Raw genomic sequence first — 23,707 nt, forward strand, 5'->3', positions numbered from 1 at the left:
AGTCCCATGCCCAAGCGTACAGACATCAAGAGCATCCTGATCCTCGGCGCCGGCCCGATCGTCATCGGCCAGGCCTGTGAGTTCGACTACTCCGGCGCGCAGGCCTGCAAGGCCCTGAAGGAAGAAGGCTTCCGTGTCATCCTGGTGAACTCCAACCCGGCCACCATCATGACCGACCCGGCCATGGCCGACGCCACCTACATCGAGCCGATCAAGTGGCAGACCGTCGCCAAGATCATCGAGAAGGAGCGCCCTGACGCGCTGCTGCCGACCATGGGTGGCCAGACCGCTCTGAACTGCGCCCTGGATCTGGAGCGCCATGGCGTTCTGGAACAGTTCGGCGTGGAAATGATCGGCGCCAACGCCGACACCATCGACAAGGCCGAAGACCGTTCGCGCTTCGACAAGGCCATGCGTGACATCGGCCTGGCCTGCCCGCGCTCGGGCATCGCCCACACCATGGAAGAAGCCTACGGCGTGCTCGAGAAGGTCAACTTCCCGTGCATCATCCGTCCGTCCTTCACCATGGGCGGCACCGGCGGCGGCATCGCCTACAACCGCGAAGAATTCGAGGAAATCTGCACCCGTGGCCTGGACCTGTCGCCGACCAACGAGCTGCTGATCGACGAATCGCTGATCGGCTGGAAGGAATACGAGATGGAGGTTGTCCGCGACAAGAAGGACAACTGCATCATCGTCTGCGCCATCGAGAACTTCGACCCGATGGGCGTACACACCGGTGACTCGATCACCGTCGCGCCGGCACAGACCCTGACCGACAAGGAATACCAGATCATGCGCAACGCCTCGCTGGCGGTGCTGCGTGAGATCGGCGTGGAAACCGGCGGTTCCAACGTGCAGTTCGGTATCTGCCCGAACACTGGCCGCATGGTCGTGATCGAAATGAACCCGCGCGTATCGCGTTCCTCGGCGCTGGCTTCCAAGGCCACCGGCTTCCCGATCGCCAAGATCGCCGCCAAGCTGGCTGTCGGCTACACCCTCGACGAGCTGCAGAACGACATCACCGGCGGTCGCACCCCGGCGTCCTTCGAGCCGGCGATCGACTACGTCGTCACCAAGATCCCGCGTTTCGCCTTCGAGAAATTCCCGAAAGCCGACGCCCGCCTGACCACCCAGATGAAATCCGTGGGTGAAGTCATGGCCATCGGCCGCACCTTCCAGGAGTCCGTGCAGAAAGCTCTGCGCGGCCTGGAAGTCGGCGCCACCGGCTTCGATCCGAAGCTCGACCTGAGCAACCCGGAAGCCGAGAGCATCCTCAAGCGCGAGCTGACCGTGCCCAATGCCGACCGCATCTGGTACGTCGCCGACGCCTTCCGCGCCGGCAAGAGCATCGCCGAAGTCTTCGACCTGACCCGCATCGACGAGTGGTTCCTGGTGCAGATCGAAGACCTGGTCAAGGACGAGGAGCGCGTAAAGACCCTGGGTCTGTCCGCCATCGACCGCGACCTGATGCTCAAGCTCAAGCGCAAGGGCTTCTCCGATGCGCGCCTGGCCACCCTGCTGGGTGTGACCGAGAAGAACCTGCGCAACCATCGCCACAAGCTCAAGGTGCTGCCGGTGTACAAGCGCGTGGACACCTGCGCCGCCGAATTCGCCACCGACACCGCCTACATGTACTCGACCTACGAGGAAGAGTGCGAAGCCAATCCGTCGACTCGCGACAAGATCATGATCCTGGGCGGCGGTCCGAACCGCATCGGCCAGGGCATCGAGTTCGACTACTGCTGCGTACACGCCGCGCTGGCCATGCGTGAAGACGGTTACGAGACCATCATGGTCAACTGCAACCCGGAAACCGTTTCCACCGACTACGACACGTCCGATCGCCTGTACTTCGAGCCGGTGACCCTGGAAGACGTGCTGGAAATCGTCCGCGTCGAGCAGCCCAAGGGCGTCATCGTGCAGTACGGCGGCCAGACCCCGCTGAAACTCTGCCGCGCCCTGGAAGAAGCCGGCGTACCGATCATCGGTACCAGCCCGGACGCCATCGATCGCGCCGAAGACCGCGAGCGCTTCCAGCAGATGGTCCAGCGCCTGAACCTGCGTCAGCCGGCCAACGCCACTGCGCGTAGCGAAGACCAGGCCCTGGAGCTGTCGAAGAACATCGGCTATCCGATGGTGGTGCGCCCGTCCTACGTGCTGGGCGGCCGCGCGATGGAAATCGTCTACCAGGAAGAAGAGCTCAAGCGCTACATGCGTGAAGCCGTGAAGGTCTCCAACGACAGCCCGGTGCTGCTGGACCGCTTCCTGAACTGCGCCATCGAAGTCGACATCGATGCGGTGTGCGACGGCGAGACCGTGGTGATCGGCGCGATCATGCAGCACATCGAACAGGCCGGCGTGCACTCCGGTGACTCCGCCTGCTCGCTGCCGCCGTACTCGCTGCCGCAGCACATCCAGGACGAGATCCGCGAGCAGGTCAAGAAAATGGCCCTGGAGCTCGGCGTGGTCGGCCTGATGAACGTGCAGATGGCCGTTCAGGGCGAGGACATCTACGTGATCGAGGTGAACCCGCGCGCGTCCCGTACCGTGCCGTTCGTCTCCAAGTGCATCGGCGAGTCGCTGGCGAAAGTTGCGGCCCGCGTCATGGCTGGCAAAACCCTGGCCGAAGTCGGCTTCACCCAGGAGGTGATCCCGCCGTACTATAGCGTCAAGGAAGCGGTGTTCCCGTTCGCCAAGTTCCCCGGCGTCGACCCGATCCTCGGCCCAGAGATGAAGTCCACTGGCGAGGTGATGGGTGTCGGCGACAGCTTCGGTGAGGCATTCGCCAAGGCCCAGCTGGGCGCCAGCGAAATCCTGCCGAACGCCGGTTGCGCCTTCATCAGCGTCCGCGAGGACGACAAGCCGCAAGCCGTTCAGGTCGCCCGCGATCTGGTCGCGCTGGGCTTCGAGGTGGTTGCCACTGCCGGCACTGCCAAGGTGATCGAGGCTGCCGGCCTGCCGGTGCGTCGCGTGAACAAGGTGACCGAGGGTCGCCCCCACGTGGTCGACATGATCAAGAATGACGAAGTCACCCTGATCATCAACACCACCGAGGGTCGCCAGTCCATCGCTGACTCGTACTCCATCCGTCGTAACGCCCTGCAGCACAAGATCTACTGCACCACCACCATTGCGGCGGGCCAGGCGATCTGTGAGGCGCTCAAGTTCGGTCCCGAGAAGACCGTTCGCCGTCTGCAGGATCTCCATGCAGGGATCAACGCATGAGCAAATTTCCAATGACCGTCCAGGGCGCTCGCGCCCTGGAAGAAGAACTGAAATACCTGAAGACCGTTCTGCGCCCGCAGATCACCCAGGCCATCGCCGAGGCGCGTGAACTGGGCGACCTCAAGGAAAACGCCGAATACCATGCCGCTCGTGAGCAGCAAGGCATGTCCGAGGCTCGCATCCGCGACATCGAGGCCAAGCTGTCCAACGCGCAGATCATCGACGTGACCACCATTCCGCACAGCGGCAAGGTGATCTTCGGTACTACCGTCGATATCGCCAACGTCGAAACCGACGAGACGGTGACCTACCAGATCGTCGGCGACGACGAGGCGGACATCAAGAACAGCAAGATTTCGGTCAACTCGCCGATCGCCCGTGCGCTGATCGGCAAGACCGAAGGCGATGCCGTTCTGGTCAAGACTCCGGGCGGCGACGTCGAGTACGAGATCGTTGAAGTCCGCCACGCCTGATCGGCAATCCCAGAACGCAGGCACCATCAGCTGGCTGCTGGCCCAGACTTTCTGGGTCGGCGGCCTCTGGCTGCTTCAGTTCGTGGTGTTGCCGGCGCTGGACAAGATCGGCCTGGCGCCACTGCTGGTGGAGACTGTCGCCGACGGCCTGAAGCCGCTGCTGCTGGGATTCGCCGGATTCTGCGGCTTGCTGCAGGCCCTGGTGCTCTGGCAGGCGCGCGGATTCGCTGCCTTTACCCGTGAAACGCGGGGGCAGTTGCTGCTCACCGTACTGGTGATGGCGGCGGCTTATTTCGTGGTGCGCCAGGTAGCGCCGGACGCTCAGCGCTGGCTGCTGTTCAACTACCTGGTGGTGGCGCTGTGCGGTCTGCTGCTGGTGCTGCAGCCGGCGCCGGGGCGGAACGAGCGGAACTGACGCGGCGGAGCCTTGCCGGCTCCGCGTTGCCGGTCTTGACTGTCAGAGACCGCTGAAGCGGCTGATGTTCGACAGGTTCTTATTCGGCTTGGGATTGCGACGATAGATCAGCGCCATCTTGCCGATGGCCTGAACCAGCTCGCAGCTGCCGTTCTTGCAAAGTTCGTCGATCAGCGCGCGACGGTCGTCGCGTTCCGTGATGCGGAACTGCACCTTGATCAGTTCATGATCGTTGATTGCACGCTCAAGCTCGGCCATTACACCTTCCGAAAGACCGTTTTCAGCAACGGTCAATACGGGTTTCAGGTGATGCCCGATAGATTTGAACTGCTTTTTCTGCTCCTGAGAGAGCGCCATAATCTGACCCCTGGGAAAAAGGCGGATATTCTACCCGAGTTTCGGTACTACCGGGATGCCGCTCAGACGAGGTAATACGTGGCCCGTTCCAAGACTAGCCATCGCTGGCTGAAAGAACATTTCGACGATCCTTACGTGAAGATGGCACAGCGCGACGGCTATCGCTCGCGCGCCAGCTACAAACTGCTGGAAATCCAGGAGAAGGATCGCATCCTGCGCCCCGGCATGACCGTGGTCGACCTCGGCGCGGCGCCGGGCGGCTGGTCCCAGGTCACCAGCCGGGTAATCGGTGACAAGGGCACCCTGATCGCGTCGGACATCCTGCCGATGGACAGTATTCCGGACGTCACCTTCATCCAGGGTGACTTCACCGAGGACGAGGTCTTCGCCCAGTTGCTCGAGGCCATCGGAGAAAATCCGGTAGACCTTGTGATTTCCGATATGGCCCCCAATATGAGTGGACTGCCCGCCGTGGACATGCCTCGTGCGATGTTCCTCTGCGAGCTGGCCCTGGACCTGTGCACCCGTGTGCTGCGTCCGGGCGGTGATTTCCTGATCAAGATTTTCCAGGGTGAGGGTTTCGACGCTTACCACAAGATGGTTCGCGAGAACTTCGAGAAGGTGCAGATGCGCAAACCGCTGTCGTCCCGCGACCGTTCGCGGGAGCAGTATCTGCTCGCACGGGGCTTTCGCGGCGCCTAGACTGGAATGATTGGGCAGGCTTCTGGTCAATGCCTTGCAGGTTTTGCTTGTCCCGGTGAAAGCCGGGGTTCATAAAGGGTTACAGACGGCGCCTGCCTGGCGGCGGGCGTTGTGTAGTAATTTTGGCCGGAAGGAGTCTGGCCGTCGTGAGAAGCGGTTTCCAGGGCGGAGCCGGCTTCAGAGGGTAGTCAATTGAACGACATGGCAAAGAACCTGATTCTGTGGCTGATCATCGCGGCGGTACTCGTCACCGTGATGAACAACTTCTCCAGCCCGAGCGAGCCGCAGACGCTCAACTATTCCGACTTCATCCAGCAGGTGAAGGACGGCAAGGTCGAGCGCGTGACCGTCGACGGCTATGTCATCACCGGCAAGCGCCAGGATGGTGACACCTTTAAGACCATCCGCCCGGCGATCCAGGACAACGGCCTGATCGGCGACCTGGTCAACAACAATGTCGTTGTTGAGGGCAAGCAGCCCGAGCAGCAGAGCATCTGGACCCAGTTGCTGGTAGCGAGCTTCCCGATCCTGGTGATCATCGCGGTCTTCATGTTCTTCATGCGGCAGATGCAGGGCGGCGGCGGTGGCCGCGGTGGCCCGATGAGCTTCGGCAAGAGCAAGGCCCGCCTGTTGTCGGAAGACCAGGTGAAGACCACCTTCGCCGACGTCGCCGGTTGCGATGAGGCCAAGGAAGAAGTCAGCGAGCTGGTGGAGTTCCTCCGCGATCCGGGCAAGTTCCAGCGCCTGGGTGGTCGTATTCCGCGCGGCGTGCTGATGGTTGGCCCGCCCGGTACCGGTAAAACTCTGCTCGCCAAGGCGATTGCCGGCGAAGCCAAGGTGCCGTTCTTCACCATTTCCGGTTCGGACTTCGTGGAAATGTTCGTCGGCGTGGGCGCCTCGCGCGTTCGCGACATGTTCGACCAGGCCAAGAAGCACGCACCCTGCATCATCTTCATCGACGAGATCGACGCCGTTGGCCGCCATCGTGGCGCCGGACTGGGTGGCGGTCACGACGAGCGCGAACAGACCCTCAACCAGTTGCTGGTGGAGATGGACGGCTTCGAGATGAATGACGGCATTATCGTCATTGCCGCGACCAACCGTCCGGACGTGCTCGACCCCGCGCTGCTGCGTCCGGGCCGCTTCGATCGCCAGGTGGTGGTCGGCCTGCCGGATATCCGCGGTCGCGAACAGATTCTGAAAGTGCACATGCGCAAGGTCCCGCTGGGCGACAACGTCGATCCGGCCGTGATTGCACGGGGTACCCCTGGCTTCTCCGGTGCCGACCTGGCCAACCTGGTCAACGAGGCGTCGCTGTTCGCTGCCCGCTCCAACAAGCGCATCGTCGATATGCGTGAGTTCGAACTGGCCAAGGACAAGATCATGATGGGCGCAGAGCGCAAGACCATGGTCATGTCCGAGAAGGAAAAGAAGAACACCGCATTCCACGAAGCCGGGCACGCCATCGTGGGTCGCCTGGTTCCGGAACACGACCCGGTCTACAAGGTTTCCATCATTCCGCGCGGCCGCGCCCTGGGCGTGACCATGTTCCTGCCGGAAGAGGATCGCTATAGCCTGTCCAAGCGCGCTCTGGAAAGCCAGATCTGCTCGCTGTTCGGTGGCCGTATCGCCGAAGAGATGACCCTGGGCTTCGAGGGCGTGACCACTGGCGCCTCCAACGACATCATGCGGGCCACCCAGCTGGCGCGGAACATGGTGACCAAGTGGGGCCTGTCGGAGAAGCTCGGTCCGCTGATGTACGCGGAAGAGGAGGGCGAGGTCTTCCTCGGCCGTAGCGCCGGTGGGCAGCACTCGAATATTTCGGGTGAGACCGCCAAGCTGATCGACCAGGAAGTGCGCCGCATCATCGACGACTGCTACGGCACCGCCAAGCGTCTGCTGGAAGAGAACCGCGACAAGCTCGACATGATGGCTGATGCGCTGATGAAGTACGAAACCATCGATGCTGATCAGATCGACGACATCATGGCCGGCCGCACCCCGCGCGAACCGCGTGACTGGCAGGGTGGCAACTCCGGTTCCTCCGGCAACGCCGCCTCGCCGCGCGATGAAGGTCGCCAGGAAAACCCGATTGGCGGGCCCGCCGGCGAACACTGAGAGCACTGAATGAGTTCGTTGTACCACTCGACCCGGTTGCCTTGCGGCAACCGGGTTCTTGATTTAAGCCGCCCGCACGTCATGGGCATTCTTAATGTCACCCCTGATTCCTTCTCCGACGGTGGGCGTTTCAACCAGCACGATGCGGCGTTGCGTCATGCGGCGGAGATGGTCGCGGCGGGCGCCACGCTGATCGATATCGGCGGTGAGTCGACTCGTCCGGGCGCTCGTGTGGTTTCGCCCACCGAAGAGCTGGAGCGCGTCGCTCCGGTGGTCGAGGCCATCGCTCGCGAGCTGGATGTGGTGATCTCGGTGGATACCTCCACCCCGGCCGTCATGCGCGAGACGGCTCGTCTCGGCGCGGGGCTGATCAATGACGTGCGCTCCCTGCAGCGCGATGGCGCCCTGGATGCTGCCGTCGATACGGGGCTCCCGGTGTGTCTGATGCACATGCGAGGCGAGCCGGGAAACATGCAGGACGACCCGCGCTACCCGGATATCCTTCAGGAAGTCCGTGGCTTCCTTGAGGAGCGCATCGCGCTGTGCGAAGCCGTGGGCATTGCCCGCGAGCGGATTGTCATCGACCCTGGCTTCGGCTTCGCCAAGACCCAGAGTCATAACCTGAATCTGTTCCGGCAGATGGACAGGTTGATGGACATGGGGTGCCCGCTTTTGGTTGGTGTCTCGCGCAAGAGCATGGTCGGACGCGCGCTCGGTCGCGAGGTGGGTGAGCGTCTCTATGGCAGCCTGGCGCTGGCCGCCCTTGCGGTCGCCAAGGGAGCCAGCATTATCCGCGTCCACGATGTCGCCGAGACCGTGGATGTGGTTCGAATGATTCACGCAGTGGAAAGTGCAACGGAAGAGGGGATGCCCGCATGAGCAGGAAGTATTTTGGCACCGATGGAATTCGCGGGCGCGTAGGCACTCCGCCGATCACGCCGGATTTCGTGCTCAAGCTGGGTTGGGCTGTGGGCATGGCCTTCCGTCAGCAGGGCAAGTGCCGCGTGCTTGTCGGCAAGGACACCCGGATTTCCGGCTACATGTTCGAATCCGCGCTGGAGGCTGGCCTGTCTGCCGCCGGTGCCGACGTGATGCTGCTGGGCCCCATGCCGACTCCCGGAATCGCCTACCTGACCCGCACCTTCCATGCTGAGGCCGGCATCGTCATCAGTGCCTCGCACAATCCGCATGACGACAATGGCATCAAGTTCTTCTCCGGTCAGGGTACCAAGCTGCCCGACGAGGTCGAGCTGATCATCGAGGAGCTTCTGGACGCTCCGATGACCGTGGTCGAGTCCGCTCGTCTGGGCAAGGTCTCGCGGATCAACGACGCAGCAGGCCGCTACATCGAGTTCTGCAAGAGCAGCGTGCCCTCGAACACCAGTTTCGCCGGTCTGCGCATCGCGCTGGATTGCGCCCACGGCGCGACCTACAAGATCGCCCCCAACGTCTTTCGCGAGCTGGGTGCCGAAGTGTTCGTCATCGGTGCCGAGCCCAATGGCCTGAACATCAACCACCATTGTGGCTCCACCCACATGGGGGCGCTGCAGGACGCTGTTCTGGCGAATCATGCGGATATCGGTATCGCCTTCGACGGCGACGGCGACCGGGTGATGATGGTTGACCATACCGGCACCATCGTCGACGGCGACGAGATTCTCTACCTGATCGCCCGTGACATGCTCGATCGCGGCAAGCTGCATGGTGGCGTGGTCGGGACCCTGATGAGCAACCTGGGGCTCGAACTGGCCCTGCAGGAGCTGCATATTCCCTTCGCCCGCGCCAAGGTGGGCGACCGCTACGTGATGTCCGAGCTGCAGTCGCGCAACTGGCAGTTGGGTGGCGAGAATTCCGGCCATGTCGTGTGCTACCAGCACACCACCACGGGCGATGCGATCATCGCGGCGTTGCAGGTGCTGATGGCGCTCAAGACCCGTGGCCAGAACCTGGCCGAGGCGCGCATGGGCATTCGCAAGTGCCCGCAGATGCTGATCAACGTGCGCTTCGCTGGTGGTGGCGTCGACCCGCTGGAGCATCCGGCGGTGAAGGAGGCTTGCGCCAGGGTGACAGAAGAAATGGCCGGCCGCGGCCGCGTTCTGCTGCGCAAGTCCGGCACCGAACCGCTGGTTCGGGTGATGGTCGAGGGTGACGAAGAGGCTCGCGTTCGCGCCTATGCCGAGCAGCTGGCAAAAGTCGTTACAGAGGTATGTGCTTGATTTCTCTTGTCAGTTCCCGAAGCGTCGAGTAATATCTGCGCCCACTTTGCTCAGCGAGGTACAGCATGCGTCGACCCTTGGTGGCCGGTAATTGGAAAATGCACGGTACCCGCTCCAGCGTAACGGAGCTGATCAAAGGCCTGCGTCAACTGGCTCTCCCCACGGGTGTCGATGTGGCGGTTTTCCCGCCGTGTTTGTACATCAGTCAGGTCGTACAAGGTCTGAATGGAAAGGCGGTTGCCGTCGGTGCGCAGAATTGCGCGGTTGAGCCGATGCAGGGTGCCCTGACGGGCGAGATCGCAGCCAGCCAGTTGGCTGATGCGAGCTGCTCCCTGGTGCTGGTTGGTCACTCCGAGCGTCGCCTGATCCTGGGCGAAAGCGATGGTGCGATCAGTCGCAAATTTGCAGCGGCTCAGTCGTGTGGCCTGGTTCCGATCCTGTGCGTGGGTGAGACCCGCGAGCAGCGTGAGGCGGGCAAGACTCTTGAGGTTGTCGGGCGCCAGTTGGGCTCGGTGATCGAAGATCTCGGTGTCGGGGCTTTCTCCCGCGCCGTTGTGGCTTACGAGCCGGTGTGGGCGATTGGGACGGGGCTGACCGCTTCTCCCGAGCAGGCCCAGGAAGTACATGCGGCGATTCGTGCGCAGATCTCGGCGGAAAACGCAGAGGTGGCTCGCGGTCTTCGTCTCCTGTACGGCGGCAGTGTCAAGGCTGCCAACGCTGTCGAGCTTTTCGGCATGCCGGATATCGATGGGGGGCTCATTGGTGGAGCTTCCCTGAATGCAGATGAGTTCGGTGCGATCTGTCGCGCCGCAGGAAACTGAAGATGCTGGAAACAGTTGTAATCGTGATTCACCTGCTGATGGCGCTGGGTCTGGTTGTGCTGGTCCTGCTTCAGCAAGGCAAGGGTGCCGACGCCGGTGCGTCGTTCGGTGCTGGCGCTTCGGGTACTGTATTTGGTAGTCAGGGTTCTGCTACCTTCCTGAGTCGCTTCACTGCTGTGCTGGCTGCAGTTTTTTTTATTACTAGCTTGGGTTTAGCGTATTTTGCTAAAGAAAAAGCTGATATAATTCGTCACGCTGGACTACCTGATCCGGCAGTGATGGAGCAGAAGCAGGAACAAGCTCCGGCAGCTAGCGATGTGCCGGGCGCGCAAGGGCAGCCTCAAGCCCCTGCAGGCGGTAACGGCGACGTTCCGGCGGCTCCTGAGCAGAAGTAAGCAGGCAAGTTTTTTGCCGAGGTGGTGGAATTGGTAGACACGCTACCTTGAGGTGGTAGTGGCCATAGGCTGTAGGGGTTCGAGTCCCCTCCTCGGTACCATATACGAAAGGCCCGCAGTGCGGGCCTTGTCGTTTCGGAGTTTCGGTTGACCTTCAAGGGGCTCAACCGTATAATTTCGCACCAGCTTTGACGCGGGATGGAGCAGTCTGGTAGCTCGTCGGGCTCATAACCCGAAGGTCGTTGGTTCAAATCCAGCTCCCGCAACCAGTTTGGCAGAGCCCCTTTTAAGGGGCTTTTTGCTAGCTGGACAGTCCGCGCCGCCAGATCAGGGCGGTCCTTAAGGGATGGGCGTTTCGCCCATTTTTTGTTTCTACAGCATACGCGAGGCGATCAGGTGTCGAGCAAGCTAGAACAGTTGCAGGCCTTGTTGGCCCCTGTAGTAGAAGCGCTCGGCTATGAGTGCTGGGGCCTGGAGTACATTTCCCAAGGTCGCCATTCCCTGCTCCGGGTTTATATCGATCGTGCCGAAGGCATCCTGGTCGATGACTGCGAAATCGTCAGTCGTCAGATCAGTGGCATCCTCGACGTGGAAGACCCGATCAGTGGCGAGTACACCCTGGAGGTGTCGTCGCCCGGCATGGATCGGCCGCTCTTCACACTCGAACAGTTCGCCCGTTACGTCGGCGAGCAGGTGAAGATCAAGCTGCGCACGCCCTTCGAAAGGCGTCGCAATTTTCAGGGCATTCTCCGTGGTGTGGAGGAGCAGGATGTGGTGGTCCTGGTGGATGACCATGAATACCTGCTGCCGGTCGACTCGATCGACAAGGCCAACATCATTCCCCGATTTGAGTGAGCCGCCAGAGCGCGGATTCCAATGGATTGAAAGGCGAGGCGTACGATGAGCAAAGAAGTACTGCTGGTTGTTGAGTCGGTATCCAATGAGAAGGGTGTACCGCCTGGCGTGATTTTCGAAGCGCTGGAGCTCGCTCTGGCGACCGCGACCAAAAAGCGTTTCGAGGACGAGGTTGACCTGCGCGTGGAAATCAACCGCGCCAACGGCAACTACGAAACCTTCCGTCGCTGGACCATCGTCGAAGACGAGGACTACTCCAATCCGGCATCGGAACTGACCGTCGAAGACGTGCAGGAAGAGCACCCCGGCATGAAAGCCGGCGAGGTCATCGAAGAGAAGATCGAATCCATCGAGTTCGGCCGCATCGCCGCACAGACCGCCAAGCAGGTCATCGTGCAGAAGGTTCGCGAAGCCGAGCGCGCTCAGGTGGTCGACGCCTACCGCGAGAAGGTCAACGAGATCATCTCCGGCACCGTCAAGAAGGTCACCCGCGACAATGTGATCGTCGATCTGGGCAACAACGCCGAAGCGCTGCTGGCCCGCGACCAGATCATCCCGCGTGAAACCTTCCGCGTCGGCACCCGCGTGCGTGCCCTGCTCAAGGAAATCCGCAGCGAGAACCGTGGCCCTCAGCTGATCCTGTCGCGTACCGCGCCGGAAATGCTGATCGAGCTGTTCCGCATCGAAGTACCGGAAATCGCCGAGCAACTGATCGACGTGATGGCCGCTGCCCGTGATCCGGGTTCGCGCGCCAAGATCGCCGTTCGCTCCAAGGACAAGCGTATCGATCCGCAGGGCGCCTGCATCGGTATGCGTGGTTCCCGCGTCCAGGCCGTCTCCGGCGAACTGGGCGGCGAGCGTGTGGACATCGTCCTCTGGGACGACAACCCTGCGCAGTTCGTGATCAACGCCATGGCCCCGGCCGAAGTGGCGGCGATCATCGTCGACGAAGATACCCACACCATGGATATCGCCGTCGCCGAGGACAACCTGGCACAGGCCATCGGCCGCAGTGGCCAGAACGTCCGTTTGGCCAGCCAGCTCACCGGCTGGACCCTGAACGTGATGACCGAGGCCGATATCCAGGCCAAACAGCAGGCTGAAACTGGCGACATCCTGCAGCGCTTCGTCGACGAGCTGGATGTCGACGAAGAGCTCGCCCAGGTACTGGTGGAGGAAGGCTTCACCACCCTGGAAGAAATCGCCTACGTACCGATGGAAGAGATGCTCAGCATCGACGGCTTCGACGAAGACATCGTCAACGAGCTGCGCTCGCGCGCCAAGGATCGCCTGCTGACCAAAGCCATCGCCACTGAAGAAAAACTTGCCGACGCACAACCTGCCGAAGACCTGCTCAGCCTCGATGGTATGACCAAAGAGCTGGCCGTGGACCTGGCGCTGCGCGGTGTAACCACCCGTGAAGATCTTGCCGAGCAATCTATTGACGATCTGCTCGACATCGACGGCATGGACGAAGAGCGTGCCGGCAAGTTGATCATGGCCGCCCGGGCCCATTGGTTCGAGTAAGCATTCGCGGCCTGAGGAGAGAAGTGCATGACGCAAGTCACGGTGAAAGAACTGGCCAAGACGGTCGATACGCCGGTAGAGCGCCTGCTGCAGCAGATGCGCGAAGCGGGTCTGCCGCATAACAACGCCGAGCAGGTAGTGACCGACAGCGAGAAACAAGCGCTGCTGGCCCACTTGAAGGGCAGCCACGGCGATCGCGCGGATGAGCCGCGCAAGATCACCCTGCAACGCAAGACCACCTCGACCATTCGGGTTGCTGGCAGCAAGACCGTCAGCGTCGAGGTTCGCAAGAAGAAGACCTACGTCAAGCGCGATCCTGAAGAGCTTGAAGCCGAGCGCCAGCGCGAGCTGGAAGAGCAGCGTGCCGCTGAAGAGGCCGTACGTGTGAAGGCCGAGGAAGAGGCCCGCCAGCGCGCCGCTGCAGAAGAGGCTCGCCGTCAGGCGGACGCCGCTCGCCAGACCGCTGATGTCGCTCCTGCTGCTGCCGCTCCGGCCGCCGCCGAGGCGCCGCGTGCCGCTGCTCCGGCTGCTGCTCCTGCTGCTCCGGCCGGTGCCGCTCCTGCTGCGGATGACCGCAAGAAGGAAGAAGTGCGGCGCGCGCCCAAGCGTGACGAAGAGGACGAGCGCCGTGATCGCAAGCATGCCCAGCATCGCCCGTCGATCAAGGAAAAGGAAAAGACCACTGCGCCGCGCGTCGTGCGCAGCGCTGGCGACGACGACGACAGCTTTGGCCGTCGCGGCGGTGGCCGTGGCAAGGGCAAGCTGAAGAAGCGTAACCAGCACGGGTTCCAGAGCCCGACAGGACCGATTGTGCGTGAAGTGAATATCGGCGAGACCATCACTGTGGGCGATCTCGCTGCCCAGATGTCGGTGAAGGGTGCCGAGGTCGTCAAGTTCATGTTCAAGATGGGCACCCCGGTGACCATCAACCAGGTCCTCGACCAGGAAACCGCTCAGCTGATCGCCGAAGAGCTCGGCCACAAGGTCAAGCTGGTCAGCGAGAACGCCCTGGAAGAGCAACTGGCCGAATCCCTGCGGTTCGAAGGTGAGGCGGTTTCCCGCGCGCCGGTCGTGACCGTCATGGGCCACGTCGACCACGGCAAGACCTCGCTGCTTGACTATATCCGTCGTGCGAAGGTTGCAGCTGGCGAAGCCGGTGGCATCACCCAGCACATCGGCGCCTACCACGTGGAAACCGACCGCGGCATGGTCACCTTCCTCGATACCCCTGGCCACGCCGCGTTCACCGCGATGCGTGCCCGTGGTGCCCAGGCGACCGACATCGTCATCCTCGTGGTGGCAGCGGACGACGGCGTGATGCCGCAGACCCAGGAAGCCGTACAGCACGCGAAAGCGGCTGGCGTGCCGATCGTGGTCGCGGTGAACAAGATCGACAAGCCCGACGCCAACCCGGACAACATCAAGAACGGCCTGGCCGCTCTGGACGTTATTCCGGAAGAGTGGGGCGGCGATGCACCGTACGTTCACGTCTCCGCCAAGCTGGGTACCGGCGTCGACGAGCTGCTCGAAGCCGTACTGCTGCAGGCTGAAGTGCTCGAGCTCAAAGCCACTCCGTCGGCCCCGGGCCGCGGCGTGGTGGTCGAGTCCCGTCTGGACAAGGGCCGTGGCCCGGTAGCCACCGTGCTGGTCCAGGATGGCACCCTGCGTCAGGGCGACATGGTCCTGGTGGGCGTCAACTACGGCCGCGTCCGTGCGATGCTCGACGAGAACGGCAAGCCGATCAAGGAAGCGGGTCCGTCCATTCCGGTCGAGATCCTCGGCCTCGATGGCACCCCGGACGCCGGCGACGAGATGACCGTGGTTGCCGACGAGAAGAAGGCCCGCGAAGTCGCTCTGTTCCGCCAGGGCAAGTTCCGCGAAGTGAAACTGGCCCGTGCCCACGCCGGCAAGCTGGAAAACATCTTCGAGAACATGGGCCAGGAAGAGAAGAAGACCCTCAACATCGTCCTCAAGTCCGATGTCCGTGGTTCGCTGGAAGCCCTGCAGGGCTCGCTCAGCGGCCTGGGCAACGACGAAGTGCAGGTTCGCGTGGTCGGTGGCGGCGTCGGTGGTATCACCGAGTCCGATGCCAACCTGGCGCTGGCCTCCAACGCGGTGCTGTTCGGCTTCAACGTCCGTGCTGACGCTGGTGCGCGCAAGATCGTCGAGTCCGAAGGCCTCGACATGCGTTACTACAACGTGATCTACGACATCATCGAAGACGTCAAGAAAGCCCTGACCGGCATGCTCGGCAGCGATGTTCGCGAGAACATCCTGGGCATCGCCGAAGTGCGTGACGTGTTCCGCTCGCCGAAGTTCGGCGCGGTCGCCGGCTGCATGGTCACCGAGGGTCTGGTGCACCGCAACCGTCCGATCCGTGTACTGCGCGACGACGTGGTCATCTTCGAAGGCGAGCTGGAATCCCTGCGCCGCTTCAAGGATGACGTCTCGGAAGTGCGTGCCGGCATGGAATGCGGTATCGGCGTGAAGAGCTACAACGACGTCCGCGTCGGCGACAAGATCGAAGTGTTCGAGAAGGTCGAAGTCGCTCGTACTCTGTAAGGGTATTCGAGCGTGAACGCAGCGCCCGGGCCAGCTAACCAGCTGCCCCGGGCGTTTGCCGCTTATACGGATTCGCCTTCAACCGTATGACGTCGTTGGGAAGCCTTGCCGTGCTGGAGCACTGTCTTCGTCTTCCCGCCTAGTCATCCGGTCGAATTCAAACCCGTAATTGATGCTGGAGCCTCACGGCTCGGGTAAGCAGGTTAGGAAAATGGCCAAAGAGTACAGCCGTACCCAGCGTATCGGCGACCAGATGCAGCGCGAACTGGCGCTGCTGATCCAGCGTGAAATCAAGGACCCGCGTCTCGGCCTGGTGACCATCACCGGCGTCGACGTGGCCCGTGACCTGTCCCATGCCAAGGTGTACGTCACCGTGATGGGGCAGGATGACAACGCCGAAGTGGTGAAACAGAACACCAGCATCCTCAACGATGCCGCAGGCTTCCTGCGTATGCAGCTGGGCAAGGCGATGAAGCTGCGCACCGTGCCGCAACTGCACTTCAGCTACGACGCCAGCATCCGTCGCGGTGCCGAGCTGTCGGCGCTGATCGAACGCGCGGTGGCCGCCGATCGTCGCGGCGGCGATTCCGAGGAGTAACGCGTGGCCCAGGTGAAACGCATTCGCCGTGCGGTCAACGGTGTGCTGATTCTCGACAAGCCGCTCGGCATGAGCTCCAACCAGGCGCTGCAGAAGGTGCGCTGGCTGCTCAATGCCGAGAAGGCCGGCCACACCGGCAGCCTCGATCCGCTGGCCACCGGCGTGCTGCCGCTGTGCTTCGGCGAAGCGACCAAGTTTTCCCAGTACCTGCTCGATGCCGACAAGGCCTACGAGACGATTGCCAAGCTCGGTGTCACCACCACCACCGCCGATGCCGAGGGTGAGGTGGTCGAGCAGCGCGAAGTGACCGCTGGTCGGGAAGCCATCGAGGCCCTGTTGCCGCGCTTCCGTGGCGACATAGAGCAGGTGCCGCCGATGTACTCGGCGCTGAAGAAGGATGGTCAGCCGCTGTACAAGCTGGCCCGTGCGGGAGAGGTAGTGGAGCGCGAAGCGCGTTCTGTTACTATTGCGCGCCTGGATTTGCTCGCGTTCGAGTCGCCCTGTGCGACCCTGGCCGTTTCCTGCAGCAAGGGCACCTACATTCGCACCCTGGTCGAAGACCTTGGCCGCGAACTCGGTTGTGGCGCACACGTCGCCGCCCTGCGCCGGACACAGGCAGGTCCCTTCCAGCTGAACCAGTCGGTGACGCTGGAGGAACTCGAGAAAGTCCATGCCGAGGGTGGCAACGAAGCCCTCGACCGCTTCCTGTTGCCGGTGGATGCCGGCCTGGAACACTGGCCGCTGCTGCAGCTCACGGAGCACAGCGCCTATTACTGGCTGCATGGTCAGCCGGTTCGCGCCCCTGATATGCCGAAGTTCGGCATGCTGCGGGTGCAGGATCACGAAGGTCGCTTCATCGGAATCGGTGAAGTGGTCGAAGACGGGCGCCTGGCGCCGCGTCGACTGATTCGGTCGTAAGGCCGAAACCGAGGGTGGCTGTCAGCAGGCACGGTCACTCCTCTTACTATGAACACAGGGAGAAGTCCCTGGCCTGTTACCTCAGAGGAAGCCCCATCATGGCACTGAGCGTCCAAGAAAAAGCCCAGATCGTTAACGAGTACAAGCAAGCTGAAGGCGACACCGGTTCCCCGGAAGTGCAGGTTGCACTGCTGTCCGCCAACATCAACAAGCTGCAGGACCACTTCAAGGCCAACGGCAAAGACCACCACTCCCGTCGTGGCCTGATCCGTATGGTTAACCAGCGTCGTAAGCTGCTGGATTACCTGAAGGGCAAGGACACCTCTCGTTACAGCGCCCTGATCGGTCGCCTGGGCCTGCGTCGCTAAGACGGCAAGCCTGAAGTGGGAAGCTGGGAGTCCGGAGTCGATGGGCGGTTCATACCGCTCATCGGCTCTGGCTCCCGGCTTTCTCGCTTTTATAGGGAATGAATTCGGGTCCGACTCCCGGCATTTCCACAATTTCCCCCAAGGCAACTAAAGAGAAGGTAGAGAAACCGTGAACCCGGTAACCAAGAAATTCCAGTTCGGTCAGTCGACCGTAACCCTCGAGACTGGCCGCATCGCCCGCCAGGCCACCGGTGCCGTCCTGGTCACCATGGACGACGTCACCGTGCTCTGCACCGTTGTCGGCGCCAAGCAGGCCGACCCGAGCAAAAGCTTCTTCCCGCTCTCCGTGCACTACCAGGAGAAAACCTACGCAGCCGGCCGCATCCCCGGCGGTTTCTTCAAGCGTGAAGGCCGTCCTTCCGAGAAGGAAACCCTGACCTCGCGCCTGATCGACCGTCCGATCCGCCCGCTGTTCCCGGAAGGCTTCATGAACGAAGTGCAGGTTGTCTGCACCGTCGTTTCCACCAACAAGAAGTCCGATCCGGACATCGCTGCCATGATCGGCACCTCCGCCGCCCTGGCGATCTCCGGCATTCCGTTCGCCGGTCCGATCGGCGCTGCCCGCGTTGGCTTCCACCCGGAAATCGGCTACATCCTCAACCCGACCTACGAGCAGCAGCAGAGCTCCAGCCTCGACATGGTCGTGGCCGGTACCTCCGACGCCGTGCTGATGGTTGAATCCGAAGCCGACGAACTGACCGAAGACCAGATGCTGGGCGCCGTTCTGTTCGCCCACGAAGAATTCCAGGCCGTCATCCGTGCCGTTGCCGAACTGGCAACCGAAGCCGGCAAGCCGACCTGGAACTGGTCCGCTCCGGTCGAAAACACCGCCCTGGTCAACACCATCAAGGCCGAGTTCGGTGCTGCCATCTCCGAGGCTTACACCGTTACCGTCAAGCAGGACCGTTACGCGGCCCTGGACGCCCTGCGCGAGCAGATCGTCGCCAAGTTTGCCGGTGAAGGCGAAGGCCAGTTCTCCGCGGGTGAAGTCAAAGAAGTCTTCGGCCTGCTGGAATACCGCACCGTTCGCGAAAACATCGTCAACGGCAAACCGCGTATCGACGGCCGCGACACCCGCACCGTTCGTCCGCTGCGTATCGAAGTCGGCGTACTGGGCAAGACCCACGGTTCGGCACTGTTCACCCGTGGCGAAACCCAGGCTCTGGTCGTGGCCACCCTTGGCACCGCCCGTGACGCCCAGCTGCTCGATACCCTCGAAGGCGAGCGCAAAGACCCCTTCATGCTGCACTACAACTTCCCGCCGTTCTCGGTAGGCGAGTGTGGCCGCATGGGCAGCGCTGGCCGTCGCGAAATTGGCCACGGCCGTCTGGCACGCCGCAGCGTGGCTGCCATGCTGCCGACCCAGGACGAGTTCCCCTACACCATCCGCGTCGTTTCCGAGATCACCGAGTCCAACGGTTCCAGCTCCATGGCTTCGGTCTGCGGTGCTTCCCTGGCTCTGATGGACGCCGGTGTTCCGGTCAAGGCGCCGGTTGCCGGTATCGCCATGGGCCTGGTGAAGGAAGGCGACAAGTTCGCCATCCTGACCGACATCCTGGGTGACGAAGACCACCTGGGCGACATGGACTTCAAGGTCGCCGGTACCGACAAGGGCGTTACTGCCCTGCAGATGGACATCAAGATCAACGGCATCACCGAAGAGATCATGGAGATCGCCCTGGGCCAGGCCCTGGAAGCTCGCCTGAACATCCTCGGCCAGATGAACCAGATCATCGCCGCCCCGCGCGCCGAGCTGTCGGAAAACGCTCCGACCATGATCCAGATGAAGATCGATACCGACAAGATCCGCGACGTCATCGGCAAGGGCGGCGCCACCATTCGCAGCATCTGCGAAGAGACCAAGGCCTCGATCGACATCGAGGACGATGGCAGCGTGAAGATCTACGGCGAAACCAAGGAAGCTGCCGAGGCCGCCAAGCAGCGCGTCCTGGGTATCACCGCGGAAGCCGAGATCGGCAAGATCTACGTCGGCAAGGTCGAGCGCATCGTGGACTTCGGTGCCTTCGTCAACATCCTGCCGGGCAAGGATGGTCTGGTGCACATCTCGCAGATCAGCGACAAGCGCATCGACAAGGTCACCGACGTTCTGCAGGAAGGCCAGGAAGTCAAAGTCCTGGTTCTCGACGTGGACAACCGTGGCCGCATCAAGCTGTCCATCAAGGACGTAGCCGCTGCTGAAGCCTCTGGCGTGTAAGCAACCGGTGAAATGAAAGAGGGCCCCTTGCGGGCCCTCTTTTTTTGCCTTGAAAATGCGCTATTCGCCGATCTCGCTCCAAGGATGCCCCGAGATGGACAAGCGTTACTGTCACTACCACAGTGCCCAGCCCGCGACCTGGCATTGCCAGCCCTGCGAGCGTCATTACGGCGACTGCTGCATTCCCCTCAACGCCGACGCGCCGGAGTATGCACCGTCGTGCCCGCTGTGCCGCGGCCACCTGCGCTTCCTCGGTGCAGCCAATACAGCGCAACCCTTCTGGGAGCGCCTGCCGAAATTCTTCGCCTACGGCTTCCAGGCCGGACCGCTGGCCTTCTGCGCCTTGCTGGCACTGGCCTGCGTATTCATGCCGGCCATGATCGTGCTCTGGGTCGCATTGCTCAGCGTGGCCACCAAGTACCTGCACAGCGTGATCGAAGCGGCGAGCTTTGGCGGCCAGGACGCCCCGGGCCTGATCGAAGCCTTCAGCGCCGACAGCCTGCGGACTTTCTTCCAGCAACTGGCGGTGTTCCTGATCGCCCTCATCCTGCTGTGGCTGGCGGCCGACTTCCACAGCGAGGCCATCTACTGGGCCGCCAACATCGGCCTCATGCTGGTGCTCCCGGCGAGCATCATCCGGTTGTCCCTGGACAAGAGTCTGGGCGCCGCGCTCAGCCCCAGTGAAGTGGGCCAGGTCATAGCAGCCATGGGCTGGCGTTACCTGATTCTCTGCGTGTTTCTGTTCATCCTCTGGCAATCCCCCACCTACGTCGGCTGGCTGCTCTCCAACGGCTTGCCCCGAGTGGTGATGGTCCCGGTGGTCGCGGGGCTGACGGGTTATTTCGCCGTGGTGATGTGCGTCATGATGGGCTATGCCGTGTTCCAGTATCAGGGCGAGCTGGGCTACGTTTCCGCCGGGGAAGACGCGCCTGCCGGCTTTGCAGCGCCGGAGTGGCACCGCCGCAAGGCGCTGGCCGAGGCGGAGGTGCGGGTCAAGGAGGGGCAGAGCGGTGCCGCCCTGGAGATCCTGGTCGCCGCCCTGCGCGAAGGTCGCCAGGACCTCAAGTTGAACGAGCGCTATCACCAGTTGCTCTTCGCCCTGAACGAGCGCGCCGAATGCCTGAACCACCTGCCGCACTATCTGGGCCTGGCCAGCCGGCTCAATCCGCAGCTTGCTGCCAGTGCCTTCCTCAATGCCCGGCAGTTGCAGGCCGATTACCTGCCGGAAGACCCGAGCGTGTGCGAGCGTATCGCCGAGGTCCTGATCGAGCGCCACAAGGCCCGCGAGGGGCTTAGCCTGCTGCGCAACCTGCACAAGCGTTTCCCGGAGTACCCCGGCATTCCTCGCGCCTACCTGATGGCGGCACGGGCGTTCTCCGAACAGCTGGGGCAGGTGGAGCCCGCGCAGCAGTTGCTGGCCTTCATTCGTCAGCGCTATCCGGCGTTCGAGCAGATGGGGGAGGTGGTGCAACTCGAGGCCGTGCTCGCGAAGTTGGGTCGAAGTTCCGGGACCTGATCGTGCAGGCTGCATGAAGCGCAGCGGCCGGTTTTGCAAACTGCAAGCGAAGAGCGTTTCCGTTATTTGTTTAAGATATTGATTCTTAAGTGTTTTTATGAATTATGGAAGCTGGCACAGGGCTTGCGATAGTCCTAGTGCAACTGCTGCCAGGCACGGGCCGCAGTTTTCCAATAATTCAGGAGAAACCGCCATGAAACGTTTCAATAAACTGGCTCTCGCCGCTGCCACTGCAACCGCCCTGAGCTTCTCGTTCGCCAACTCGGTGTTCGCCCAGCCGACGACTCTGGCCGCCAACGAGACAGTTCAGAAAACCGAAGAGGCGGTTTCCGATACCTGGATCACCAGCAAGGTGAAATCCATGCTGATCGCCAACAAGGACATCAGCGGCACCAACATCAAGGTCGAGACCAACAAGGGCGTCGTCGCCCTGTCCGGCAACGTCAAGACCGATGCCGAGAAGGAACTGGCGGTGAAGACCGCCCAGGACATCAAGGGCGTCAAGGCCGTATCGGCTGACGGCCTGAAGTCGGTCGAGTAAGGCCGGCGAGCCCTGGTCTCCAGCCACCTTTCCCCATCCCGCCTCGAACAGGAGGATCGCCATGAACACTGACGTCATCAAAGGCAAGTGGAAGCAGCTGTCCGGCAAGCTCAAGGAGAAGTGGGGCAAGCTCACCGACGACGACCTGCAGGCGGCGGACGGACACGCCGAATACCTGGTGGGTAAACTGCAGGAGCGCTATGGCTGGACCCGCGAGAAAGCGGAACAGGAAGTCCGTGATTTCAGCCACCGTCTGTAGCGCCCGAACACAGGGATGACCCAAGCCCCGCCGGTTTGCCGGCGGGGCTTTTTCATGGGCGGATCAGGGCGCGAGATGCTGCTGGTAGATCGTCAGCTGCCGGGTTGGATCGGCTTCCGGGTAGTGCTGGCGGAGGAAGCGCGATAGCTCGCGAACGGCCTGCAGGTCGCCTTTCTGCCCCATCTGCTTGGCCAGTTGCAGGGTCAGGCCCGGCAGCGGTTCGGGCAGTTGGCCGGAGCGCGACAGACGACGCCAGCAGTTCAGCGCCTGGGCGGATTCATTGCGTTGGAGCAGTTTGCGCAACAGATGCAATTGAATCGCCGGGTGGGCCAGCAGCCCGGCGTCACTGGCGGCACTTTCCTCGGCGAGGCGGCGCAGTAGCGCATCAGCTGCCGCGGAAGGCGGCAGGGCGAACAAGTGCTTGAGGGTTTCACTCATCAGTGCGCGGTCCTGTCTCCCCTTGGCTACGCCGTAGAGGCGCTCGACCAGCACCGGTTGCCCGGGAAACTGCCGCAGCAGCTCCGGGCCGCGCGCAGCGGCCTGGTCGAGGGCAAAGCGGCCGATCTGTTCGTCCAGCGACGCCAGGGCGCGCTTGAACGGGGCGTCCGGGTCTTCCTTGCTCAGGTAAGCCTCGTCCACCGGCATGCGCCCCAGCTTGCGCGGTAGCCAGACGGCGAGAAAACCGGAAACCAGGCCGCCGATGTGCGCGTAGTAGTTCACGTGGTCGGCGGCACGGACCAGTCCGAACAGTTCCTTGCCCAGCCACAGCGGCAGGATCCACAGCGCCGGCGCCTTGAGGTAGCCCATCAGGGGCCCGAGCCAGTAGAAGAACTGGATACGCCGCAGGCCGTAGACGCCGATGTACATGCCCATCAGGCCGGAAATCGCGCCCGAGGCGCCGATGCCTGGCACCCAGGAAGGATCGAGCGCCCACCACAGCAGGCCGGAGCACAGGCCGCTGAACAGGTAGAGGCCCAGATAGAGCGCGCGGCCCAGCGCCGCTTCGAGGGCGAAGCCGAAGATGAACAGGAACACCATGTTGCCGGCCAGATGCCAGAAGCTGCCATGGAGGAACATCGAGCCGAACAGGCCCAGCACGGTGAAACGCTCGGGGACAAAGCCGAAGCGCAGGCTGCTGGTCTGGTCGCGCGCCGTTTCGGCTCTGAGGCGCGAGGCCTGCCAGGTGGCGTCCTGCTGGAAGGCGGGCAGGGCGCGCAGTTCGTGGCCGAATTCCAGGTCCGAGAGTATCAGCCAGGCCAACCGCTGGCGGGGCAGGGCTTCGAGGGCGCGCTGCTGTTCGGCTTCCAACCGGTCGCGGCGTTCCAGTGAGGCGCTGAACAGTGGCCGCTCATGGCTGAGCAGATCCTGTTCGAGGTAGATGCGCACGGCCTCTTCGCGCCGGGTGCTGTCGCCACCCTGGTAGCCGAAGTAGATCAGGACGTTGATGACGATCAGCAGCAGCGTGATGACGGGAGGTTTCTTCCAGTCCAGCGGGTGCTCGGCGGGGACGATAACCATGGCGACCGGTCCTTGGCCCGAATGGCGTGAGTGCTTGAGTGGCGG

21 protein-coding genes and 2 tRNA genes are annotated in these 23,707 nt (G+C 62.5%); 21 read left to right on the forward strand and 2 right to left on the reverse strand.

The annotated features are described in order from the left end of the window. The first annotated feature begins 6 nt into the window (after positions 1-6). Genes carB through UB43_RS25225 form a run of 3 tightly spaced genes read left to right on the forward strand, consistent with a single transcriptional unit; the run spans position 7 to position 4,116 of the window. On the forward strand, positions 7-3,228 hold the full coding sequence (gene carB, locus UB43_RS25215) for a carbamoyl-phosphate synthase large subunit (protein WP_045216731.1): 3,222 nt from the start codon (positions 7-9) through the stop codon (positions 3,226-3,228). Further along, positions 3,225-3,701 (forward strand): transcription elongation factor GreA, encoded by a 477-nt coding sequence (greA, locus tag UB43_RS25220; RefSeq protein WP_017518953.1) that lies wholly within the window; start codon positions 3,225-3,227, stop codon positions 3,699-3,701. Before carB ends, greA begins: the two co-directional genes overlap by 4 nt. Next, positions 3,682-4,116, forward strand: coding sequence for a hypothetical protein (locus UB43_RS25225; RefSeq protein WP_045216734.1), 435 nt, complete (start codon positions 3,682-3,684; stop codon positions 4,114-4,116). Before greA ends, UB43_RS25225 begins: the two co-directional genes overlap by 20 nt. A gap of 42 nt (positions 4,117-4,158) precedes the next feature. Here the strand turns inward: UB43_RS25225 and UB43_RS25230 are convergent, their stop codons facing one another. Then, positions 4,159-4,473 (reverse strand): YhbY family RNA-binding protein, encoded by a 315-nt coding sequence (locus tag UB43_RS25230; protein ID WP_045216736.1) that lies wholly within the window; start codon positions 4,471-4,473, stop codon positions 4,159-4,161. A gap of 78 nt (positions 4,474-4,551) precedes the next feature. On the opposite strand from UB43_RS25230, the gene rlmE reads away from it, so the two are divergent. The 18 genes from rlmE (at position 4,552) to UB43_RS25320 (ending at position 22,144) form a co-directional block, all read left to right on the forward strand. After that, a complete protein-coding gene (rlmE, locus tag UB43_RS25235; protein WP_045216738.1) occupies positions 4,552-5,175 on the forward strand; it encodes a 23S rRNA (uridine(2552)-2'-O)-methyltransferase RlmE in 624 nt (207 codons plus the stop codon). Positions 5,176-5,376: 201 nt separating this feature from the next. After that, on the forward strand, positions 5,377-7,293 hold the full coding sequence (gene ftsH, locus UB43_RS25240) for an ATP-dependent zinc metalloprotease FtsH (protein ID WP_045216741.1): 1,917 nt from the start codon (positions 5,377-5,379) through the stop codon (positions 7,291-7,293). A 9-nt stretch (positions 7,294-7,302) separates the two neighbouring features. Further along, on the forward strand, positions 7,303-8,172 hold the full coding sequence (folP, locus tag UB43_RS25245) for a dihydropteroate synthase (RefSeq protein WP_045216743.1): 870 nt from the start codon (positions 7,303-7,305) through the stop codon (positions 8,170-8,172). Next, complete coding sequence (gene glmM / locus UB43_RS25250) at positions 8,169-9,509, forward strand: phosphoglucosamine mutase (protein WP_045216746.1); 1,341 nt, start codon at positions 8,169-8,171, stop codon at positions 9,507-9,509. The genes folP and glmM overlap by 4 nt, the downstream gene beginning before the upstream one ends. Positions 9,510-9,574: 65 nt before the next feature. Then, the gene (tpiA, locus tag UB43_RS25255) at positions 9,575-10,330 is read left to right on the forward strand and encodes a triose-phosphate isomerase (protein WP_045216749.1); all 756 of its coding nucleotides are present in this window, start codon (positions 9,575-9,577) and stop codon (positions 10,328-10,330) included. 2 nt (positions 10,331-10,332) lie between these two features. Then, positions 10,333-10,725: a preprotein translocase subunit SecG gene (secG, locus tag UB43_RS25260; RefSeq protein WP_017518945.1), complete on the forward strand. Its 393-nt coding sequence runs from the start codon at positions 10,333-10,335 to the stop codon at positions 10,723-10,725. Positions 10,726-10,740: 15 nt separating this feature from the next. Then, positions 10,741-10,826 (forward strand) — tRNA-Leu (locus UB43_RS25265). A 91-nt stretch (positions 10,827-10,917) separates the two neighbouring features. Continuing rightward, positions 10,918-10,994: transfer RNA gene (locus UB43_RS25270), tRNA-Met, on the forward strand. Between the two features lie 127 nt (positions 10,995-11,121). Then, a complete protein-coding gene (gene rimP, locus UB43_RS25275; protein WP_045216751.1) occupies positions 11,122-11,580 on the forward strand; it encodes a ribosome maturation factor RimP in 459 nt (152 codons plus the stop codon). Positions 11,581-11,625: 45 nt separating this feature from the next. After that, complete coding sequence (gene nusA, locus UB43_RS25280) at positions 11,626-13,107, forward strand: transcription termination factor NusA (protein WP_017518943.1); 1,482 nt, start codon at positions 11,626-11,628, stop codon at positions 13,105-13,107. Between the two features lie 27 nt (positions 13,108-13,134). Beyond that, a complete protein-coding gene (gene infB / locus UB43_RS25285; protein ID WP_045216756.1) occupies positions 13,135-15,669 on the forward strand; it encodes a translation initiation factor IF-2 in 2,535 nt (844 codons plus the stop codon). Positions 15,670-15,880: 211 nt separating this feature from the next. Then, positions 15,881-16,267 carry a 30S ribosome-binding factor RbfA gene (rbfA, locus tag UB43_RS25290; RefSeq protein ID WP_045216758.1) on the forward strand — a complete coding sequence of 129 codons (387 nt, stop codon included), beginning with the start codon at positions 15,881-15,883 and terminating at the stop codon, positions 16,265-16,267. Positions 16,268-16,270: 3 nt separating this feature from the next. Further along, positions 16,271-17,185 (forward strand): tRNA pseudouridine(55) synthase TruB, encoded by a 915-nt coding sequence (gene truB, locus UB43_RS25295; protein WP_045216761.1) that lies wholly within the window; start codon positions 16,271-16,273, stop codon positions 17,183-17,185. 98 nt (positions 17,186-17,283) lie between these two features. Then, on the forward strand, positions 17,284-17,553 hold the full coding sequence (gene rpsO, locus UB43_RS25300; RefSeq protein ID WP_045216763.1) for a 30S ribosomal protein S15: 270 nt from the start codon (positions 17,284-17,286) through the stop codon (positions 17,551-17,553). A 169-nt stretch (positions 17,554-17,722) separates the two neighbouring features. Continuing rightward, a complete protein-coding gene (gene pnp / locus UB43_RS25305) occupies positions 17,723-19,828 on the forward strand; it encodes a polyribonucleotide nucleotidyltransferase (RefSeq protein ID WP_045216766.1) in 2,106 nt (701 codons plus the stop codon). A gap of 94 nt (positions 19,829-19,922) precedes the next feature. Then, entirely contained in the window at positions 19,923-21,344 is a 1,422-nt protein-coding gene (locus UB43_RS25310; protein ID WP_045216768.1) for a DUF4013 domain-containing protein, read from the forward strand. 193 nt (positions 21,345-21,537) lie between these two features. Continuing rightward, entirely contained in the window at positions 21,538-21,885 is a 348-nt protein-coding gene (locus UB43_RS25315; RefSeq protein WP_045216771.1) for a BON domain-containing protein, read from the forward strand. Between the two features lie 61 nt (positions 21,886-21,946). Further along, positions 21,947-22,144: a CsbD family protein gene (locus tag UB43_RS25320; RefSeq protein ID WP_045216773.1), complete on the forward strand. Its 198-nt coding sequence runs from the start codon at positions 21,947-21,949 to the stop codon at positions 22,142-22,144. A gap of 63 nt (positions 22,145-22,207) precedes the next feature. On the opposite strand, the gene UB43_RS25325 is transcribed toward UB43_RS25320, so the two are convergent. Continuing rightward, a complete protein-coding gene (locus UB43_RS25325) occupies positions 22,208-23,662 on the reverse strand; it encodes a rhomboid family intramembrane serine protease (protein WP_045216776.1) in 1,455 nt (484 codons plus the stop codon). Positions 23,663-23,707: the final 45 nt, after the last annotated feature.

This window comes from Pseudomonas sp. 21 (assembly GCF_000955805.1).
GTDB lineage: Bacteria > Pseudomonadota > Gammaproteobacteria > Pseudomonadales > Pseudomonadaceae > Pseudomonas.

Coding starts and splice junctions, on each gene's coding strand:
- folP (WP_045216743.1), top strand. CDS start 7,303: ATGAGTTCGTTGTACCACTCGACCCGGTTGCCTTGCGGCAACCGGGTT.
- nusA (WP_017518943.1), top strand. CDS start 11,626: ATGAGCAAAGAAGTACTGCTGGTTGTTGAGTCGGTATCCAATGAGAAG.
- UB43_RS25315 (WP_045216771.1), top strand. CDS start 21,538: ATGAAACGTTTCAATAAACTGGCTCTCGCCGCTGCCACTGCAACCGCC.
- infB (WP_045216756.1), top strand. CDS start 13,135: ATGACGCAAGTCACGGTGAAAGAACTGGCCAAGACGGTCGATACGCCG.
- secG (WP_017518945.1), top strand. CDS start 10,333: ATGCTGGAAACAGTTGTAATCGTGATTCACCTGCTGATGGCGCTGGGT.
- greA (WP_017518953.1), top strand. CDS start 3,225: ATGAGCAAATTTCCAATGACCGTCCAGGGCGCTCGCGCCCTGGAAGAA.
- tpiA (WP_045216749.1), top strand. CDS start 9,575: ATGCGTCGACCCTTGGTGGCCGGTAATTGGAAAATGCACGGTACCCGC.
- UB43_RS25310 (WP_045216768.1), top strand. CDS start 19,923: ATGGACAAGCGTTACTGTCACTACCACAGTGCCCAGCCCGCGACCTGG.
- UB43_RS25325 (WP_045216776.1), bottom strand. CDS start 23,662: ATGGTTATCGTCCCCGCCGAGCACCCGCTGGACTGGAAGAAACCTCCC.
- UB43_RS25320 (WP_045216773.1), top strand. CDS start 21,947: ATGAACACTGACGTCATCAAAGGCAAGTGGAAGCAGCTGTCCGGCAAG.
- rpsO (WP_045216763.1), top strand. CDS start 17,284: ATGGCACTGAGCGTCCAAGAAAAAGCCCAGATCGTTAACGAGTACAAG.
- carB (WP_045216731.1), top strand. CDS start 7: ATGCCCAAGCGTACAGACATCAAGAGCATCCTGATCCTCGGCGCCGGC.
- UB43_RS25230 (WP_045216736.1), bottom strand. CDS start 4,473: ATGGCGCTCTCTCAGGAGCAGAAAAAGCAGTTCAAATCTATCGGGCAT.
- ftsH (WP_045216741.1), top strand. CDS start 5,377: ATGGCAAAGAACCTGATTCTGTGGCTGATCATCGCGGCGGTACTCGTC.
- glmM (WP_045216746.1), top strand. CDS start 8,169: ATGAGCAGGAAGTATTTTGGCACCGATGGAATTCGCGGGCGCGTAGGC.
- rbfA (WP_045216758.1), top strand. CDS start 15,881: ATGGCCAAAGAGTACAGCCGTACCCAGCGTATCGGCGACCAGATGCAG.